Source organism: Pseudomonas sp. NPDC089392 (genome assembly GCF_044749595.1).
GTDB lineage: Bacteria > Pseudomonadota > Gammaproteobacteria > Pseudomonadales > Pseudomonadaceae > Aquipseudomonas.
The window spans coordinates 48,857-67,778 of record NZ_JBIVIF010000021.1 but is presented as its reverse complement, the minus strand read 5'-3'; the positions used below and the strand labels follow the sequence as shown (position 1 = coordinate 67,778).

The 18,922-nt window shown below is 62.7% G+C and carries 17 protein-coding genes and 3 pseudogenes; 5 read left to right on the top strand and 15 right to left on the bottom strand.

What is annotated here, in order from left to right; translation table 11 throughout:
- Window positions 1-27: 27 nt before the first annotated feature.
- Window positions 28-1,593 carry a quinohemoprotein amine dehydrogenase subunit alpha gene (gene peaA, locus ACIP1G_RS18390; RefSeq protein WP_400739606.1) on the bottom strand — a complete coding sequence of 522 codons (1,566 nt, stop codon included), beginning with the start codon at window positions 1,591-1,593 and terminating at the stop codon, window positions 28-30.
- Between the two features lie 492 nt (window positions 1,594-2,085).
- Here peaA and ACIP1G_RS18385 point away from each other — a divergent pair, with 492 nt between their 5' ends.
- On the top strand, window positions 2,086-3,579 hold the full coding sequence (locus ACIP1G_RS18385) for an aldehyde dehydrogenase family protein (RefSeq protein WP_400739603.1): 1,494 nt from the start codon (window positions 2,086-2,088) through the stop codon (window positions 3,577-3,579).
- 119 nt (window positions 3,580-3,698) lie between these two features.
- Here the strand turns inward: ACIP1G_RS18385 and ACIP1G_RS18380 are convergent.
- The 7 genes and pseudogenes from ACIP1G_RS18380 to ACIP1G_RS18350 form a co-directional block, all read right to left on the bottom strand.
- A pseudogene (locus tag ACIP1G_RS18380) lies at window positions 3,699-4,120 on the bottom strand (FAD-dependent oxidoreductase); the annotation flags it as partial.
- Window positions 4,121-4,191: 71 nt separating this feature from the next.
- The gene (locus tag ACIP1G_RS18375) at window positions 4,192-4,950 is read right to left on the bottom strand and encodes an RHS repeat-associated core domain-containing protein (RefSeq protein ID WP_400739600.1); all 759 of its coding nucleotides are present in this window, start codon (window positions 4,948-4,950) and stop codon (window positions 4,192-4,194) included.
- 90 nt (window positions 4,951-5,040) lie between these two features.
- Window positions 5,041-6,333 (bottom strand): NAD(P)/FAD-dependent oxidoreductase, encoded by a 1,293-nt coding sequence (locus ACIP1G_RS18370; RefSeq protein WP_400739598.1) that lies wholly within the window; start codon window positions 6,331-6,333, stop codon window positions 5,041-5,043.
- Entirely contained in the window at window positions 6,326-6,997 is a 672-nt protein-coding gene (locus ACIP1G_RS18365) for a peptidase S8 and S53 subtilisin kexin sedolisin (protein ID WP_400739595.1), read from the bottom strand. The genes ACIP1G_RS18370 and ACIP1G_RS18365 overlap by 8 nt, the downstream gene beginning before the upstream one ends.
- Entirely contained in the window at window positions 6,987-8,720 is a 1,734-nt protein-coding gene (locus ACIP1G_RS18360) for an ABC transporter ATP-binding protein (RefSeq protein ID WP_400739593.1), read from the bottom strand. Before ACIP1G_RS18360 ends, ACIP1G_RS18365 begins: the two co-directional genes overlap by 11 nt.
- 1 nt (window position 8,721) lies before the next feature.
- Window positions 8,722-10,638 (bottom strand): sigma-54-dependent Fis family transcriptional regulator, encoded by a 1,917-nt coding sequence (locus tag ACIP1G_RS18355; RefSeq protein WP_400739590.1) that lies wholly within the window; start codon window positions 10,636-10,638, stop codon window positions 8,722-8,724.
- A gap of 233 nt (window positions 10,639-10,871) precedes the next feature.
- Window positions 10,872-12,254 carry a hypothetical protein gene (locus ACIP1G_RS18350; protein WP_400739588.1) on the bottom strand — a complete coding sequence of 461 codons (1,383 nt, stop codon included), beginning with the start codon at window positions 12,252-12,254 and terminating at the stop codon, window positions 10,872-10,874.
- 212 nt (window positions 12,255-12,466) lie between these two features.
- Here ACIP1G_RS18350 and ACIP1G_RS18345 point away from each other — a divergent pair.
- Both ACIP1G_RS18345 and alkB read left to right on the top strand, forming a co-directional pair.
- Window positions 12,467-13,136 (top strand): annotated as a pseudogene (locus tag ACIP1G_RS18345) (curlin); the annotation flags it as partial.
- A 150-nt stretch (window positions 13,137-13,286) separates the two neighbouring features.
- Window positions 13,287-13,931: a DNA oxidative demethylase AlkB gene (alkB, locus tag ACIP1G_RS18340; RefSeq protein ID WP_400739585.1), complete on the top strand. Its 645-nt coding sequence runs from the start codon at window positions 13,287-13,289 to the stop codon at window positions 13,929-13,931.
- 20 nt (window positions 13,932-13,951) lie between these two features.
- Here the strand turns inward: alkB and ACIP1G_RS18335 are convergent, their stop codons facing one another.
- Window positions 13,952-14,188, bottom strand: a complete 237-nt coding sequence (locus ACIP1G_RS18335; RefSeq protein WP_054885269.1) for a hypothetical protein — start codon at window positions 14,186-14,188, stop codon at window positions 13,952-13,954.
- A 627-nt stretch (window positions 14,189-14,815) separates the two neighbouring features.
- Window positions 14,816-14,998: pseudogene (locus ACIP1G_RS18330) on the bottom strand (CsgG/HfaB family protein); the annotation flags it as partial.
- A gap of 79 nt (window positions 14,999-15,077) precedes the next feature.
- On the opposite strand from ACIP1G_RS18330, the gene ACIP1G_RS18325 reads away from it, so the two are divergent.
- Window positions 15,078-15,365, top strand: a complete 288-nt coding sequence (locus ACIP1G_RS18325; protein WP_400739582.1) for a type II toxin-antitoxin system HigB family toxin — start codon at window positions 15,078-15,080, stop codon at window positions 15,363-15,365.
- Between the two features lie 2 nt (window positions 15,366-15,367).
- Window positions 15,368-15,772: a type II toxin-antitoxin system HigA family antitoxin gene (locus ACIP1G_RS18320; RefSeq protein WP_400739579.1), complete on the top strand. Its 405-nt coding sequence runs from the start codon at window positions 15,368-15,370 to the stop codon at window positions 15,770-15,772.
- A 582-nt stretch (window positions 15,773-16,354) separates the two neighbouring features.
- On the opposite strand, the gene ACIP1G_RS18315 is transcribed toward ACIP1G_RS18320, so the two are convergent.
- From ACIP1G_RS18315 to ACIP1G_RS18295, 5 genes are read right to left on the bottom strand one after another with little or no spacing between them, the layout of a single operon-like run.
- Window positions 16,355-17,203 carry a CsgG/HfaB family protein gene (locus ACIP1G_RS18315; protein WP_400739576.1) on the bottom strand — a complete coding sequence of 283 codons (849 nt, stop codon included), beginning with the start codon at window positions 17,201-17,203 and terminating at the stop codon, window positions 16,355-16,357.
- 34 nt (window positions 17,204-17,237) lie between these two features.
- Window positions 17,238-17,651, bottom strand: a complete 414-nt coding sequence (locus ACIP1G_RS18310) for a curli assembly protein CsgF (RefSeq protein ID WP_400739573.1) — start codon at window positions 17,649-17,651, stop codon at window positions 17,238-17,240.
- A complete protein-coding gene (gene csgE / locus ACIP1G_RS18305) occupies window positions 17,648-18,049 on the bottom strand; it encodes a curli production assembly/transport protein CsgE (protein WP_400739570.1) in 402 nt (133 codons plus the stop codon). The genes ACIP1G_RS18310 and csgE overlap by 4 nt, the downstream gene beginning before the upstream one ends.
- Window positions 18,046-18,573 carry a type II secretion system protein gene (locus tag ACIP1G_RS18300; protein ID WP_400739567.1) on the bottom strand — a complete coding sequence of 176 codons (528 nt, stop codon included), beginning with the start codon at window positions 18,571-18,573 and terminating at the stop codon, window positions 18,046-18,048. Before ACIP1G_RS18300 ends, csgE begins: the two co-directional genes overlap by 4 nt.
- Window positions 18,548-18,922: a type II secretion system protein gene (locus tag ACIP1G_RS18295; RefSeq protein ID WP_400739565.1), complete on the bottom strand. Its 375-nt coding sequence runs from the start codon at window positions 18,920-18,922 to the stop codon at window positions 18,548-18,550. Before ACIP1G_RS18295 ends, ACIP1G_RS18300 begins: the two co-directional genes overlap by 26 nt.

The following is an 18,922-nucleotide window of genomic DNA, read 5'->3' as shown; positions in this document are numbered from 1 at the left end:
CCGTTGGAAAACCGTTGCGTCTTGCCGTTACGGCAGCGGCGGGTTGTTCCAGCGCTGTACGGTGACGATCATGTGCCCTTCGCCAGTTTGACCACCGTCGGCCAGCGTGGCGATGACCTTCAGGTTGCCAGCGTTGTTGGTCATCATCTTGCGCTCGGGGTTGGGGCCGGCACCGCCTGGCACGAACACGCCATCGGCCTGCATCTGCCCGGCGAACTTGACGTCTTCGTCCTCGACCGCCCGCTCGTTGAACGGCTCGACCTTCCAGCTGGCCGGCAGGTAGCCGATGCGCAGCGGCTGACCGTTGGCATCTTTACCCCAGGCCTCGGCCTCGAAACGGCCCTGCACTTTCGGCACCGAAGCGCCGTTCTCGCCAATGCGGGCAATGGAGAACGCTGGTACTACCTTCACTTCGTCGACTTTGTCGTAGACCGCCAGGTTGACGCCTTTGAGCGCGCCCACTGCCACTTCGCGCTGGCCGGGCTTGGCATCGGCCGCCGCGCGGGCCTTGACCCGCACCAGGGTCGGGGTCTGCTCCAGCACTTCGGTCACTTCCACCCCGGCGCCCAGGTCTGGCTTGCCAGTCAGGCCGCTGCCGACCAAGGTGATTTCGCTCTCGGCGCCGGCCTTGATGAACGCCGGTTGTACCGCCAGCAGGTGCGCCTTGCCTTCTTTCACGGCGGTGAAGTCCAGGCCACGCTCATCGTGTTCGGCCTCGAACATACGGCCTTTCATTTCGCCATCCAGCGCAGCGAACACCTGACGCAGGTTGGCGTCGCCGACCTTGACGTTGCCGCGCCATTCATAACCGTTGTAAAGGATTGCCGAGCCGCTGCCGTTGAACGGCGTGCCATCGGCATAAGCGCCCTTGACCTCGACCTTGAAGGTGTCGCCCTCGTTGGCGGTAACGCTCATTACCCCACGTACATCGCCCTTGGCCAGCATATGGCCACTGAATGCCCACTGCCCCGGCAGCACGTCGGCCTTGGGCTTGGCTTTCTGCCATTCGGCCCACGCCGCGTTTTCCATCGGGTAGCGCTTGGCCAGCTCGGGTACTACTTGCTGCAGCGCAATCGGCAGCCAGTCGCGGTCACGCGCCTGGGCCTGGTATTCGAGGGACGGCCATTGGCCGAGGTGGAAGTTGACCAGGTGTTCCCACTCCTTGGCCGGGCGCCGTTGCAAGGCGACACGGGCACCGGAGTGGCAGCGGCCACAGGTTTCGCTGAGCTGGGTGTCGAAGTGCTCGACGGTGTTGAGCCGGCGCTCCATGGCGTAGCGCACCCCATCGGTCTCGCTCGGCGCCAGGCCCTGCTTGTCGGCCAGGTACTTGACCAGCGTGCGACGGTCGTCGTCGCTGATCTGCAAGCCGTGCATCACCTGCATGCGGGCGATGCTCATCAGCCAGCCTTCCGGCGTCTTGCGCTGATGACTGATGCGGCTATAGGTATCGTTGCCTTCGGGGATATGGCACCCCATGCACTTGTTCTGCAACAGGCTCGGGCCCTGCTCGGCCGCCATGGCCTGGGTGCTCAGCAGCGCGGCGGCGACCAGCGCCAGTTTGCCCGCATGCCGCCGGAGTCGAGTCGTCTTCAAGGTCAGACCTCCACGGTTGTTGTTCTTATCGTTTTTCGCACGCTTTGGTACAGCAGGTGTGCATGTGACGGTTGTGATACAGAAACTGTGCCAGGTGCTGCAAAAATGTTTTAAATCAAGGTGTTGAGGGGAATTTCAGCGACATTCGAATGCCGCATCCTGTTCCTTGAGCGTCCCATTCCGCGACTGAGTGTTTCACCTTGAGACAAGGGGCCTGCTGCGCAGGCCGATCGCGACGCAAGGCCGCTCCTACAGGCTGCACGCGGTCCCCTGTAGGAGCGGCCTTGTGTCGCGAAAGGGCCGCACAGCGGCCCCGCTTTTTTTGTTTCACCACCGTCTCACACCGTCTCAATGTGCAACAGCGCAGGCCTGCAATCACAACCTTGCGCACAGGCAAAACCCAATACCTTCAGCGCTTTGCGGCCATCAGCCCAGCTTGGCACGGCCATTGCGCCAGTGCCCGTCACATCCAAAGACAAGAGGCACAGCCCCATGCTTTCCGAACTGCCCATCCTGCCCGCCACCCGCGCCTTCCTCGAACGCAAGCTGAAGATGCGCATCGGCGCCGACTGGCAGGACGCCGCCAGCGGTCGCACCCTGTCGTTCCGCAACCCGGCCACTGGTGAAGTGCTGGGTGAGGTGCCCGCCGCCGAAGCCGAAGATGTCGACCGCGCCGTGCGCGCCGCACGCCAGGCCTTCGACGATTCACCCTGGAGCCGCCTGCGCCCGCGGGAACGGCAAAACCTGCTGTGGCGCCTGGCCGACCTGATGGAACGTGACGCCCGCCAGCTGGCCGAACTGGAATGCCTGAACAACGGCAAGAGCGCCGCCGTGGCCCAGGTGATGGACGTGCAACTGGCCATCGACTTCCTGCGCTACATGGCGGGATGGGCCACCAAGATCGAGGGTAGCACCGTCGAGGCCTCCATGCCGCTGATGCCCAACGACCAGTTCCACGGTTTCGTGCGCCGTGAGGCTGTCGGCGTGGTCGGCGCCATCGTCGCCTGGAACTTCCCGCTGCTGCTGGCCTGCTGGAAGCTGGGCCCGGCCCTGGCCACCGGCTGCACCGTGGTGCTCAAGCCCGCTGATGAAACCCCGCTGAGCGTGCTCAAGCTGGCCGAACTGGTAGACGAAGCCGGCTACCCGGCAGGCGTGTTCAACGTGGTCACCGGTACCGGCCTGAACGCCGGCGCCGCGCTTAGCCGCCACCCCGGCGTGGACAAACTGACCTTCACCGGCTCCACCGAAGTCGGCAAGCTGATCGGCAAGGCGGCCATGGACAACATGACCCGCGTCACCCTGGAGCTGGGCGGCAAGTCGCCAACCATCGTCATGCCCGACGCCAACCTGCAGGACGCCGCCGCTGGCGCCGCCACGGCAATCTTCTTCAACCAGGGCCAGGTGTGCTGCGCAGGCTCCCGGCTGTATGTGCACCGCAAGCATTTCGACAATGTAGTGGCCGACATCGCCAGCATTGCCAATGGCATGAAGCTGGGCAGCGGGCTGGACCCGGCGGTGCAGATGGGCCCGCTGATCTCGGCCAAGCAGCAGGACCGCGTCACCGGCTACATCGAACTGGGGCGCGAGCTGGGCGCGACCATCGCCTGCGGCGGCGAGGGCTTTGGGCCGGGTTACTTCGTCAAGCCGACCGTGATCGTCGACGTCGACCAGCGCCACCGCCTGGTGCAGGAAGAGATCTTCGGGCCGGTACTGGTGGCGATGCCGTTCGATGATCTCGACGAAGTGGTCGGCATGGCCAACGACAACCCCTATGGCCTGGGTGCCAGCATCTGGTCCAACGATCTGGCCGCCGTGCACCGGATGATCCCGCGCATCAAGTCGGGGTCGGTGTGGGTCAACTGCCACAGCGCGCTGGACCCGGCGCTGCCGTTTGGGGGCTACAAGATGTCCGGTGTCGGGCGTGAGATGGGGGCTGCGGCCATCGAACACTACACCGAGCTCAAGTCAGTTTTGATCAAGCTCTGATAGTCACCCTGGGGCTGCTTTGCAGCCCTTTCGCGACACAAGGCCGCTCCTACAGGAGTGCGCGTTCTCTGTAGGAGCGGCCTTGTGTCGCGAAAGGGCCACCAAGCAGACCCAGGATTTCAGCTGTAACCCTGCTCTCCCCACCAACGCCGCAGCATTATCTGATGTTCCGCGGGTTTCCCATTCAAGACGGTATCGAGCGATTCACCTGCAAGCAAACTGAACACTACCGGCGCCAGCTCGACCCCCTGCAAATGCCACACCCCCAACGGCTGATCCGCCGTCACCACCACCTGCGCCTCGTCCACAAACCCCTCCCGCAACACCGGCCGCCGCCGCCACCCGCACAGCCCCAATCCGCCTCCAGATGCAACGGCTGAGCATCTGGCCAACCTCGACGGCGTTCCCAGAATGGCTGCCCTGCGCGCTCAAGCTCCTGCCCATAAAAATCCCGCCCGATGCGGGCAAAACGCATAAACAGCTGTTCGATCCGCTGCTGATGAAACTGCTTCGCCAGTGCGGCGCGCTCGGGCCGGCGCAGATTCTAGTCCATCATCGTTACTTGACCGAAAACCAAAGAAAACTCGACAACAAAGAGCAGGATAGTACTTTCTACTGTCTCAAAACACGTGCCACTTCCTCCGTAGTAGCAACGCGTCGCCAGACCTCCATTGCGTCCCAAGCATGCATTAGAAGAATATCAAGATAGGGACCATTTACCCTCAAGTTAACTTGCCCCGGCGCATAGAGTTGCCCAATGTTTCCTATCACCCCGGAGGTCTCTTCCCTGACCGCCAAAGCAATCATCCGTCCAAACAACCCCCCTGGGGCATGGCTCCGCAAGTGCTCCATTGTTGTTGATTGAGAGGCGACAAAGTGAATGCGGTCTGCATTAGAAAGCTCCTGATCTGTGAAGTGAAAGTTTGGTGGTGTCGGAGTTACCACCGTTCGCTCCGTCAATCTTATCGTCCGCCTGTTTTTAAATAATCTATCCGGTAGTAGCTGGGCTCTTGAAGGAGCTATAACTCCAACAGGCCGAGGCCGAGGACGAGGACGAGGACGACGACTCATGATAACATTAAACTTAATACTTCCTGTCGGATCGATGTTATTAACCGGATCACCACTACAATACACATACGCACTGATCCCTCCCAGGCCGAATGGGCTAAGTTCATCAGGAGAACAAAAACGCATCAAGATCGAACTGAACGCTCGTTTACCGTTCCCCAGAAGATAACAATTTGAAAAGCTATCTAGCGGCTGCCCATTGAAGCCAAGAACAGAAACACGCGAAGAAATGCCAGCATGTCCATAAAGTGTGTATTGGTAAGGTAGAAGCTTTCTCACAAGTACCCTCACTGTACGCATGTGTTCAATCCCGCCATCAGAACATCACGCATCGCGAGGCACAACTGTCAGTTATGCTAGGTCCGCAGCGGTCATGCCGTATCAATACGCTCAGCGGTAACCCTGATCGGCCAACCACCGCCGCAACATTTTTTGTTGCTCCATCGCTTGGCTTTTGAGCACGGTTTCGAGCGGGCTCCCAGCCAGCAACTTAGCCACCACACAGGGCAAATCTATTCCCTGCAAATGCCACACCCCCAACGGCTGATCCGCCGTCACCACCACCTGCGCCTCGTCCACAAACCCGTCCCGCAACACCGGCCGCCGCCCCACCCGAACCGCCGCCCAGTCCGCCGCCAGATGTAACGGCTGTGTATCCGGCCAGCCTCGACGGCGTTCCCAGAATGGCTGCCCAGCGCGTTCAAGCTCCTGCCCATAAAAATCCCGCCCGATGCGGGCAAAACGCATGAACAACTGTTCGATACGCTGCTGATGAAATTGCTTCGCCAGGCCGGCCCGCTCAGGACGGCGCAGCAAGGTATTGATCACTACCGGCGCCTGCAACGCCGATGACAGCGACTGGAATATCCCGTTCCCCGACAATGGGTCAACCGCCATTGCCGCATCACCCACCCGCAGCCAGTCATCGCCCACGCAGTCACCCGCAAGGATCGCCGTGCTGCTGCGGGCATGCACCTGCACTGGTTCCAGCGCACGTGCATCGAACAACTCGGAAACCAGCGCCGAAGCACCTCGGCGTGCAGCGCAGTATTGAGGCAGCCCCGCCTTGCCCGGCAGCCCCTCGGCGTCCAAAGTCACCTGCCAGTAGCAACGCCCATCGGCCAGCCTGGCCATCCAGGCCCAGCCATCCTCCAGGCTTTCCACGGCCGACGCAGGTGTGCGGGGCTCACCCTGCCAGAGGTTGAGCAGGCTGACCGTTTCCGGGCCACGCAAACGGTCGGCCGCCAATGGTGCCTGGCGACCGCGCGCTTCGACCATAAAGTGGCCCTGCAGCAGTTGCCCGTCATCCAGCCGGACTTGGTAGCCCTCAGCACGCGAGACTTCGCGAACGCGCCCTTCCACCAAGGTTACCCCTGCCCGCCTCAGGTCATCGCGCAAGGCGCGGTCGAAACGCTGGCGATCGAGCAGAAACTCCTGATTGAGTTGCAGATGCTGGCCACTCCAGCGTACCTGGCGTGCAGCCGGTACCGCTGCCTCGGCCAGGGCGCCGCCCAGGCCGGCATGACGCAGCCCTTCCAGCACCCGTTGCGAAACCCCTTCCACGGCGGCAAAACGCCGCCAGTCGGAGACCACCGTCACCGGGTAGCCCAGCCGCCGCAGGCCAAGTGCGGTAGCGGCGCCAGCCGGCCCGGCGCCCAGCACCAGAATGTGTGGCTCAGGCATCCGCTGCACCTCGTCGCTCCGGGCCGCTGAACGCGGCATGAGCCTGCAGCCAGGCATAAATCTGCTGGCGATCCAGGCCGGGCCGTTGCTGCAGCAACGCCGCAATCCGCCCGCTCACCGCCGCACATCCCAGACTCGCACCGGCCCGCCCGCGCTCCCCCACATGGCCACCAAAATCGGCCTGGGCACTGCCGAGCCACGACCACTGCCCTGGCGCGCAACGGGCATCGGCGGTGATGCGGATAACCCCCGGATACGCAGCCGGGTACACCGCACTGCCCTGCGCCGGGCTGGACGCGCACAGCAGCACGCCGGCCTGCTGCACTTCAGCACAGGCCTGGCGCAACACCGCCCGGTCCTGCTGCAAGCCAAGGCTGAGATTGATCAACGTCACCCCCTCCTCGGCCAGCCAGAACAACCCGGCGGCGACCTGCAGGGCACTGGTGCTGCCTTGCTCGGTGAAGACCTGAGCCAGCAACAGCGGCAGCTCGCCGGCCTCGGCTTGCAAGCTGGCCAGCACGGCGCTGCCATGGCCGAGCCGGTCCGGTTGCAACTCGCCCTCGCACAGCACGCCCTCATCCAGCCAGAAGCGTCGGGCAGCAACCAATGACTGTGCTGGCGCACAACCACTGTCGATCACACCTACTCTGAATTCAGTGGCCATGCCTGATCGTCTCCTGGGGCAATACGCGCAGTTGCCCACCTTGCAGATGCAGGTGCAGGTCGGCATCGGCCAGGGTCGATGCGCGGTGGCTGATGAGGATGCGCGTGCGCCCGGCGAACAGTTCGTCGATAGCGGCAATCACTTCGCGTTCGGTGGCTTCGTCGACCGCCGAAGTGGCCTCGTCGAGCACCAGGATCGAAGGTGCCTGCAGCACTGCCCGGGCAATGGCGATGCGCTGTTTCTGCCCACCGGAAAGCTGCTGGCCGCGCTCGCCGAGCAGCCCGTCCAGGCCCAGCGGCAGGCTTTCGACCAGGCTGCCGAGGTGGGCCAGGCGCACCACCCGCTCCAGCTCGCTGCGGCTGGCCTGCGGGGCACCGTAGGCAAGGTTCTGCGCCAGGGTACCGCGGAACAGCACGATGTCCTGGCTGACCACGGCGATGCGCTGGCGCACGGCGGCCAGGTCGAGTTCGCGCAGGTCGGCGCCATCGAGCAGGATGCGCCCGGCATCCGGGTCGTAGAAGCGCTGCAGCAGGTCGATCAGGGTCGACTTTCCGACGCCAGAGGCACCGCTGATGGCGACTTTCAGGCCACCGGCAATACAGGCATCGACCTGCGCCAGCACCGCGCCCTGGCGCCCGTCATGGGCAAAGCTCACACCTTCCAGGCGCAGCTCGCCCGGCCCTTCTGGCATCGGCCTGGGCGAGTCGGCCTCGCGCACGGCCACCGCTTCCTGCTTCAACTCCATCACCCGGCCCAGGCTCACCGCCATGCGTTGCACCGCCACGTACAGGCCCAACAGGCTCTGCACCGGGCCGACCGCCATGCCCATGTAGGTGGAAAACGCGATCAGCGCACCGAGTTGCCAGGTGCCCTGGATCACCCACCAGCCACCGACCAGGAACGCGCAGGCGCGGCACCACGAGGTCAGAGTGCCGGGGATTGCCTGGGTGAAGAACTCGGTCACCTGCACTTTGAGCAACTGGCGCATATAGCCCTGCCCCAGCTGGTCCAGGCGCCCGGCCTCGCGGTTCTGCTGGCCGGACGCCTGGATGAACTTCATCGCCGGCAGGGTCTCAACCAGAAACGACGACACATCCGCCGAGCGCTCGCGCAGGTTGCGCACCTCACGCTCGACCTTGCGCCGCATCCAGCGCAACCACAGCACTTCGATCGGGATCAGCAGTGCCAACAACAGCGACAGTTGCCAGGACAGCATCAGCATCAGCGCTACCGCGCCCACCAGGCCAATCACTGCCGACACCGCCGAGAACAGCGAATCCACGGCAAAACGCTGGATCTCGGCAACATCGCCGTCCAGCCGCGAGAGGATGTCGCCGGTACGCCGACGCCCGTAGAACGTCGGCGACAGCTGCTGCAGATGGCGGTACAGGTCATCGCGCAGGGCGAACAGGATGCGCCCTGACAAACGCGTGTGCAGGTAGCGGTTGACGCCCGCCAGCACCGTGCCCAGCACGCCGGCGCCGATCATGATCGCCGCCATGTGCCAGAGGGTCTGGTAATCCTTGGCCAGCAGGCCGTCGTCGATCAGTGTCTTGACCAGCCAGGGTTGCACCAGTGCCAGCAGCGATGCGCCGAAGGACAAGCCCAGCAGCACGCCGATGGCCCGTCGATGGGGGCGGACGAAACCATACAGCCAGGCCAGGGCCTGGCGTATGAGTAGCGGGTTGCTGGATTCCACCAGCCTGGCGAACAGGTTGCCCATGTCAGCCGCGCAACTGCTTGAGCTTGCGGTACAGCGTCGCCCGGCTGATGCCCAGCGCTTCGGCGGCGGCCGAGACATTGCCCTGGTGGCGCGCCAGTGCGCCACGAATCAATTCCAGTTCGTTGTCCTTGAGGCTACCGGAAGGTGTCGTGCCGCTGGCCAGTTCTTCCAGCAGGCAATCGGTCAGGTGATCGAGGGTCAGCACCTGCTCGCCGTCCTCGCGCATGGCCAAGGCGGTGCGCACGACCATTTCCAGCTGGCGGATGTTGCCCGGCCAGTCGAAGCCTTCGAGCAGCGCCGCAAGGGCCGGGTTGAGGCTCACGCCCTTGGCGCCGGACTTGTCCAGCAAGCCCTCGATGATGCTCGCCAGGTCATCGCGCTCGCGCAGGGCCGGCAGGCGCAGCGACACGCCGTTGACCCGGTAGTACAGGTCTTCGCGAAAGTGCTGTACCTGTACCAGGCGCTTGAGGTCGCGGTGGGTGGCGCAGATCAGCGCCACATCGATGTCCTGCTCGTCGCCCGCGCCCAGCGGTGCCACCCGGCGCTCCTGCAGCACGCGCAACAGCCGCGCCTGCAGGGCCAGCGGCATGTCACCGATCTCGTCGAGAAACAGCGTGCCGCCATGGGCCTGCATCAGCCGCCCGACCATGCCGCCCCGGCGCGAGCCGGTGAAGGCACCCTCGCGGTAGCCGAACAGTTCGGACTCGATCAGCCCCTCGGGAATCGCCGCGCAGTTGACCGCAACGAACGGCTTGTCGGCCCGCGGGCTGGCCTGGTGCAGGGCACGGGCCACGACTTCCTTGCCGGTACCGGTCTCGCCCAGCAGCAACACCGGCAAACCGGTGCCCAGGCCCTGGCGGGCCATGCGCAGGTTGCGCGCCAACCGCGCATCACCGCCGGCCAGGGCCTCCAGCGCTGGAGATTTGATGGCCGCTGCCGGCCTGGCATGCGCCGCGCTGCCATTGACCGGGCTGTGCCGTGGCAGCTGCAGTGCACGGAAGAAAAATTCGCCCGTGGCCGTTTGCACTGTGCTCACACCGCCCTGCCACAGGCGGGCAATGAAGGCCGGTGAGCGCTCACCCAGCAGGTCGCTGCTGCGGCGCCCGATCAAGCCCTGGCGCGGTACCTGGAGCAATTGGCAGGCGTTGTCGTTGGCGGCCAGCACCTCGCCGTCCAGGCTCAGCGCCAGCAGGCCGTGCCAGGCGCTGTTGAGGTATTGCGGGCGGCTGTGGAAGGCCAGCACCAACTGCTCGGGGTGGCACAGGCCGAACATCCGGCTCTCGATATTGCCGGCCGCCAGCATCAGCATGCTCAGGCTGTCCTGTGGCTGGGCCATGACCCCTTCACGGGTGATGTCGAGCACGCCGATCACTTCGCCGCGCGGGTCGCGCAGCGGCACCGAGGTGCAGGAGAACGGGCTGAGCCGGTCCAGGTAATGCTCGCCGCAGTTGATCAGCGTCGGCCGGCCTTCGACCACGGCGGTGCCGATGGCGTTGGTGCCGCGCAACGATTCGCTCCAGCAGCTGCCGGGGTGCAGGTCACGCAGGCCTTCGCGTTCCAGCACGTGTTTCTGCCCTTCGATGGCCAGTACGTTGGCCTGAGCATCGCCGAGGATAATGATGCCTGCCTTGCCCTGGCGCGAGACCAGGTAGTCCAGCTCGGGGGTAACCGCGTCCACCAGCAGCCGGTTGCGTTCCAGCAGCGCGCGCAGGTCATGGCCCTGTTCCAGGCCCAGGCCCAGGCCGACCTGCTCGCCTTGCAGGCAATCCAGGCCGTGGCCGAGGCTGCGGCGCCAGGAGGCGTCGATTTCATCGCGCAGCATGCCCAGCGGCAGCTCGCCTTCGCTGGCCAGGCGCATGCGCGCCTGGCGGGATTCGTGCAGCGGGTCTTGGGCGTTTGTTATTAGATATCGCGCCATTTTCTACTCCGGCTGCGCCCCGGCAAGATGGCAGGGTACGGGCTTGGGAATTTTGCGCAGTGTGCGGGAGAAATGGCCGGGCGTCATCCTGGTTGATGGATTGCGTCGTGGCAGGGGCATGGCCCGCTTCCTAAGTGAAGGAAATCGAGCGCCGCCCGCGCGACGCAAGGCCACCACCTCATGTTTGTTGCAACGTGCCGAACCTGTGAGGCTGGGGTTCCCCGCGATTCTGGCTATTCTGCTGACAGTTCTCTTATTTCAAGGTTATCCAGTACCATTCGCAGGCCCTCACGGTCGTCGACAATATAAAGCGTCACGACCTCTGGCCCTTCAATAATAAACTCGTCGGTTCCATAGCGCATGGCGGACGACGTTGACAGGATTTTTCCATTTTCCACAATGGTCGTGTATCTCTCACAATGATCATTACAACCCCAGTGATAGCTCACCTCACGCCGCCCTTTACCTGGCAATACTATGTGGATGTAATGCTCAAACTTCAAGTGCTTACGGCTGATCAACCCTTCGCTCTCCTCATGTGCATCCTTGCTGACCCCGCCGCGGTTGGCCATCAGAAACGTCACACCATCAACCACAAAGTCTTTACGTTCGCCCACTGTCTCAGATTCGAAGTCAATTTTCGCGACGGGCACAGGCCGCCCTACGGCCTGATCCTCTTCTGCATAGGTAAACACCATGACCTGATCCTTGTCAGTTGGGAACTTAGTACGAATGACCGGGACAGACTGACCATAATTTTTTTCATAGCGAATCTGATCATACTGCGCCTTCACCAGCGCAGTATGATCACCTTCGACATAGAAGAACGCCTGTAACGGCAGATTTGGCCCACTGCCCAGCGGCCAGACTGGCAATAACACTTCGTTGAAGCCGACCCAGGCATTGCCGATCAAGCCCGCCCGGACCTTCACCGCCATCTCAAACCACTCGGCTCTCATATTTGCCGGTTCTTCGCGCAGATCCCAACCGCAAATCCGTGTCCATCTCACATCATCATCGCTGTATTGTTTCAACCAATCGTCTGCATCCTTGACATTCACTTTCTGGCAGGCATCGGTCGTACTTTCCAGCCCTCGTCGAGGGCCGCATCCCTGCGCAGCTTCACGGGCATCCGTGTTACCGTCGGTGGGGAAAGTACATAGCACATCAAGGTTCTTTATCTTGCCCTCCGGCACTGCCTGCACGGGCGGGAACATAAAGCCATTCGTCCGATCGAATGGCCGCCCGAAGTTGGTATCGCGGCGTACCCAGGAGAACGCGATACTCCCTTTGTCCAGATGCTTCTGGCTTGGGTCCCATGGCAGCATGTCCGGACTGGACGCGGTGGCGCGCAGCGCTATTCCGCTGCACAGGTTGCTCGGTTTGTCTGGCCCACCACAATCATCGGTGGTGGAGTCATACCACTTTTTAAGTTCCTCTACTGCTTGTGTACCGCGTATGTTCAGTTCGACAAGCTGTTGCAACTTTGGTGCCTCCAACAACAGCACCTGGGTTTTTGCAACCGGACGCACAGGCGCAGGAGAGCGGGCCAGAATCCAATATCCCATCCCGCAACTGGCAATTAAAAGTAACCCACACATCAGAGCACGCTTCATGGGGCCTCCTCACTTTGAACGAGCGACTCAGCCTTCGCAATGTCACGCTGAGGCAGGTCATTGCCAATTTGCTCACAGGCGCAAAAGTACGACTACTGGCATTTCTACCAGGTACGGACAGCGCATTGACTCTGTGCAATACTTTTGTTGAAGGTGGATTGCCGGCTTTCGGCTTGAAAGGGCCGGAGCGATGTATCCGCAGGCATCCACCTCAACAGGGCCAGTCCAACGCCAGCTGGTCGGATCAGTTCGAGACCAACAACTCGAACACCAGCGTCTCGCAAAATGGGCAAGACCAACAGCAGCTTCACCTACCAGACCGGCGACAACCAGAGCCTGACCGTCACCAGCAAGGGCACCGGCAACAAGGTGCTGGCCAGCAACTGGAAAGGCGACAAGCTGGGCGGGCAGTTCGGCAACAACCAGACCGCCAACATCAACCAGAACGGTACCAACAACAGCACCAACCTGACCCAGAACGGCGAGTACCAACTGGCCACGCTTAGCCAGAAAGGCACCGGTAACACCATGGAGACCAAACAGGCCGACAGCTACAACGAGCTGTATTTCGAGCAGAACGGCACCGACAACAGCCTCATCGCCGACCAGCGCGGCACCGACAACTACGCCTTCGGCTCGTCCACCGGCACTGGCAACAGCATCAACCTGGACCAGTCCGGCTACGCCAACCAGAGCTACACCACCCAGCTGTACGGCAGTGGCAACAGCGCAACGATCAAGCAGGCCGACACCGCCAACGTCGCCTACGTGACCCAGGGCGGCAACAACAACGCGGCCATCGTCAACCAGAGTGGCGCCAACCAGAGCGCCACCATCAACCAGATGGGCAACGGCAACACCGCTACCGCTACCCAACGCTGACGAGCTCCCCCCTTGAACCGCGGCGTCTCCTCTCTCTGGCGTCGCGGTTCCTTTTTTTCTGCCTCTGCATAACCCCTAGTCTTGCTCAGTCCCTGTGGGAGCCGCGCTTGCCTTACAATGCCTGACATCCCCCCACCACGCCGCCGCATCATGATCCAGTCCGACCTCGACCTGTTCGGCCCCCAGCCGCAACGCCTAGCCAGCCACACCGTGCTGCTGCCCGGCTTCGCCCTGGCCGTCATCGAGCCGCTGCTCGACGCTCTGCGCCCGGTGCTGCGTGCCGCGCCGTTCCGGCACATGCAGACACCGGGCGGCCTGAACATGGCAGTGGCGTTGACCAATTGCGGGTCGCTGGGTTGGGTCAGTGATGACAAAGGCTATCGCTACAGCCCCACCGACCCTGTCAGCGGCCGCCCCTGGCCCGGCCTGCCCCAGGTCCTGCTCGAACTGGCTGGGCGTGCAGCGGCGGCAGCCGGTTTCGAAGGTTTCGTGCCCGATGCCTGCCTGGTCAACCATTACCTGCCCGGCACCCGCCTGAGCCTGCACCAGGACCGCGACGAGCAGGACTTCGACCAGCCGATCGTGTCGATTTCACTGGGGTTGCCGGCGGTATTCCTGTTTGGCGGGTTGCAGCGGTCGGACAGGACTCAGCGGATACCGTTGAGCCATGGGGATGTGCTGGTCTGGGGAGGTGAGGACCGTTTGCGCTTTCATGGGGTGTTGCCGATCAAACCTGGCGTGCATCCCAGAATGGGCGAGCGGCGGATCAACCTGACCTTGCGCAAGGCAGGTTGACCCAGTACGCAGGGCAGCCGTCAGATACCCGGCACCATCTTCCGCCCAGCCAACTGCTGCCTTTCCACCCCATCCAGCAACGCCTCCACCACCGCCTTGGCCGAATCCAGCCCATGGTCATTGCTCAACAACAGATCACGGCAGGTCCCCTTGGCCAGCTCCAGCGCCTTGAGATTGGTGGCAAACGCCCCTTTCAGCAGCGTCGACAGGTGCACCAACGCATCTTCGTAATCCACCCCCGAGCGCACGGCAAACAACGGCGGATGGCTGCATTCACAGGTAGAGAAACTGGAGGCCGCCGTGGTGGCGCGTACGGGAGGATCAGGTAAGCCTTTTGTCATTGTGTCGCTCCTTGATTCACTGGAGCCGCCACAAATCGCTACCAAACGAAATGGTGACGGCTGTACGCAGGTTGGTAGACCGGGAATCAAGGAAACCGGCGCGCACGGAGGCGCCCTACGCACAGCCGCCATAAAACGAAACAGCCAAGCACAAAAAAGCGCCAACTGTATCGCAGAGCGGGCGCTTGTGCGCCTTGATTGATCGCGGGCTACCAAACCCGGCTGCTGGATTGACAGCAGCGGGCAAAGACTACCGGTGTCGGGGAAGCGTTTCAAGCGAAGGGTAAGCGCTGTAACACTTCTCCCGCCGGCCTTCACTTCCCCACCCGCTGACGCGGTCGATGTAGGAGCGGCCTTGTGTCGCGATAGGGCTGCGAAGCGGCCCCAGGGTGTCAGCATCAATCAAATTATTGTGTCGTCTGCACCGGCCTCTTCGCGGGTAAACCCGCTCCTACAAGGGACCGCGCCAAGCCTGAGGCCAGCGCTGATCCTTGTAGGAGCGGGTTTACCCGCGAAGAGGCCCTCGAACCCAATCCCTGCTGCTGATTCTGGCAGGTACTTGTCCACCGCAGCCTGCCCCGCCCCCGCATCCCCCGCCACCTGCCACAGCCGCCGTTCAATCCCCTGCGCCAGCAAATGCCCCATCGCCGACTCGATCGCCGACAGCACGCACAGTTGCGGCGGTTCATTGGTGGTGTACGCCACCTCAGCCTCCAGCAGCTTCTTGAGCTAGAATTCGGATTTGCAATCACCCAAGATCGACTGTAGCCTCTGCTATATTGCAAAAGCGAATCAATGGGTTTGCATGCGTGTGGTGACACACAAGCGCATCGTTGAGGCGGTGGCCAAATGGCCCCAGTCTGCTACGGCGCTGGAGAGCTGGTACAAGCGAATAAGCCAGGAAACGCCTGGCAATTTCTCGCAAATGAAAGCTTTGTTTCCTGCAGTGGACCTAGTCGGACGGTTCCATGTGTTCGACATCGGCGGCAACAAGATCAGGCTGATAGCTGGAGTGTCTTACAGTACGCAGCAGGTCTACATAAAGTTCGTACTCAGCCACGCCGAATACGACAAAGAGAAGTGGAAGGATTGAATATGAATGCTCTGGTAAAAACTGCCGTCGACCACTGGGCCTTCGTCGCGCCTCTGCTTAGTCCACCGAAGGACGAGGCTGCTTACGACACGCTGGTGGCTGCGCTTGACGAGCTGCAAGAGATCACCGGTTATGACGAAGGGCACCCGCTGGATGGCTTGGTGCAGTGCATGGCTAACCTGATCAGCGACTTCGATAAAAAGCACTTTCCCATCCCCGAAGCCACCGGCGTCGAAGTGCTGCGTTCCCTGATGGAAGAGCACGGGGTCAGCCAGCGCGACCTTCCCGAGATCGGCAGCCAGTCGACCGTCTCCCAGCTGTTGTCGGGCAAGCGCAAACTCAACGTTCGCCAGATCCGGGCGCTGGCCGACCGCTTTTGTGTGAACCCGAATGTGTTCCTTGGCTGACGTGGTCGCCACCTTCGGTGACCACCGACTCACTGACGGTTACCTCCCGTGTACAGCCCCCACCCGCAGCAGCTTCCCTGGGTCTTGGGTTCGCTCTTGCGCCAAGTCCAAGTCGTTGCAGCACAGTGATGAAAATAATATGTCGCCTGTACCGGCCTCTTCGCGGGTAAACCCGCTCCTACAACGGACAGCGCAAAGCCTAGGGCCAGCTCAGTCCCTTGTAGGAGCGGGTTTACCCGCGAAGAGGCCCTTGAGGCCAATCACGGCCGGCTTGGGTTTTGGGTGGGGGCTGACATCGAGCGCCGCCCGCGCGGCGCATCGCGACGCAAGGCCGCTCCCACATTTTGGCAACGTGCCGAACCTGTGAGACTTGGGTTGCCCGCCTTGTCCATGCTCCAGGGTCTGGTGCGATCCTTGGAGCGGCCTTGTGTCGCGATAGGGCCGCAAAGCGGCCCTGGGGTGTCAGTATCAATCGAATTTTTGTGTCGCCTGCACCGGCCTCTTCGCGGGTAAACCCGCTCCTACAAGGGTATGCGATCCATGTAGGAGCGGGTTCACCCGCGAAGAGGCCCTCAACCCCAATCACTGCTGCTGATTCTGGCTCAAATACTTGTCCACCGTAGCCTGCCCCGCCCCCGCATCCCCCGCCACCTGCCACAACCGCCGCTCGATCCCCTGCGCCAGCAAGTGCCCCACCGCCGACTCGATCGCCGACAGCACGCACAGCTGCGCCGGCTCGTTGGTGGTGTACCCCACCTCAGCTTCCAGCAACTTCTTGAACTCGATGAACTTGAACACCCCGGCATTGCGGCCGACCGAGTAGATGGTCTTGCTGGTCATCACGTTGGCCAGCACCTGCCCGGTGCGCACGTCCACCGCGCGCAGGTTCACGGTCACCTGGTCGACGCGGTACTCGCGGGAGATGTCGATCCCCAGGTAACGGGCACCCTCGCCACCGCTGCGCACGTTGGTGTCGTAGGCGATGATGCCGCCCTCCAGCATCAGGTTGGCAGCCTGCAACGGGGGCAGTTCGCCCATGATGTTTTCCGCTACGTCAGGCTTTTTCTGCGAAGCACGGATGATCTTGCGCTCGGTCAGCAGGTTCTGCAGGCCTTCACGCTCCAGCACCACGAACCAGCCACTGGCGTTCAGGGCGTCCATCAGCATGCTGGCTGCACCCTGGGTGACGCTGGTGGAGAACGAGCTGGCCGGGGTTGGCTTGTACTGGCCGGTCTGGTCGCGGAAGCCGTACACCACCGCCATCAAGCGGCCCTTGGGCCGTGGCATGTTGATCAAATCGTAATAGGTGGAGGCGCGAGGGGTCAGGGTCGGGGTTTCCGAGTCCTGTTCGGCCGACATGGGTTCGCGCAGGCCACAACCTTGCAGGCCCAGGGCGGTGAGGATCAGCAGCGTGCTCAGCAGACGTTTCATAGTGTTCTCTCCCCAACATAAAAGCCCTTCCCTCTCAGGGGTTCAGGCCGCTGACCTCAATGATCGAAGTTTCTCCAGTGGCGCGATCGGTGACCTTGATGCTCAAGGCCCCGGAATCGTCGATGACGTCGATGAGAAACGCATCGGTCGCCATGCTGCCGGTATTGCCGTTACTGATGTTGTCCAGCAATTGCGACAACATCCGAGACTCCAGCTGGTTGCTGAAGCGCTCCAGGGCCGAGGTGCCGGAAAACGCCGAGGCACGGTCCTTGAGGTCGGGGTCGTCGTAGTCGTTCTGCGCCTGGGCGTTGTTCAGCAGCCAGGTGCCGTTCAGCGGGTTGCCGCCAAACGATGGGTTGATTGGGGTGTACACCAGCTCGGTGGCCTGGGCAGCACATGCGCTAACCAGCAGGCAGGCGGCAATGCAACGGGGTATGCGGTGTTTCATAGCTCGTCCCTCTCCAGATCGGTGGTGTCCTGTAGCAGGCGTTGCAGCTTGCGTTGAATGATTTGCTGCTTGACCAGGTCGGCAGCTGCGACGGCCTCGTCTTTGAGCTCGGTGGTGTTCGGTGGCAGGAATCGGCGGTACATCACCTCACGCTCGAACTCCACGGTTACCAGGCTGCCCCAGCGGGCATCCGGGCGTTCGCGCACCACCAGGTTGAAGTCCAGGCGGCTGGTTGCCCGCAGGCGGTCGGCGAAGTAGAAGTAAAAGTCGTGGCCGATGTGCGAGATGGTGTTGTCGACAATGAAGCCCTGCATCTCGTCTTCGGACCCGGCCTTGGCCGAAGTGGCCAGCACGGCCATCAGCAGCAGGTTCAGGCACAGCGCAACCAGGCGGTTCATGGCGTGTCTCCCGGGCCGCTGTGGGTCTGCACGCCGCCGGCACTTTCGGTAAAGGCCTGCTCTGCGACGAACTGCCAGTCGCTGTAATGCTCCAGCCCTTCGAAACCGCTCCATTCGCTGCTGAAGCCACTGCGCTTGAACGGGGTGTCGTCCGAGCGGCTGTGCACGCCGGTGATACGGCCGTCGATCGAACGCAGCAGGCCCCACTCGTCGCTGTTGGTGACGGGGTCGGGGTACAGCCGGCGAATGTGCCGTTTGGCCTGCGGGAAACGGTTGTCCTGCAGCAGGTCGGCCAGCTCTTGCGGGTACTGGGCCAGCCCCGGCGAGGCGCGGTAGTAGCTGCGCAGGGCCTGGGCGTACTGGCTGCCCACCCACAGCAGCTGGCGTTCGCGGTCACGCTGGGCGGCGCTGGCCCAAATGGTGCCGGTGGCGGCCAGGGCCACGCTGCTGACCGCAATCAACAGCAGCACGCCCAGGTAGGTGAAGCCGGCTTCGGCCTTACCATTCAGCGAAGAGGCTGCCATCACGCGCCCTCCCTGTGGCACCGCTCTTGATATCAGCCACGCCGCCGGCCACGCCTTCAGGCGGTGGCACCAGCTGCCAGGCATCGCTGCGCTCGGTGATCGGGTCGATCGGGGTGTTGCGCAGGTAACGCAACTCGACCAGCTGTTCCAGCGAGTCGGGGTAATGCCCGGTGTCGCCGTAGAAGTGGTCCAGCGACTCGCGCAGCACTGCCAGGCTCTGGCGCAGGGTGGCCTCGCGGGAGCTTTCCAGGCTGTTGAAGTAGCGCGGCATGGCGATGGTCATCAGCGTGGCGATAATCGCCATCACCACCAGCAGTTCGATCAGGGTGAAGCCTTTGCTGCGTTTCAT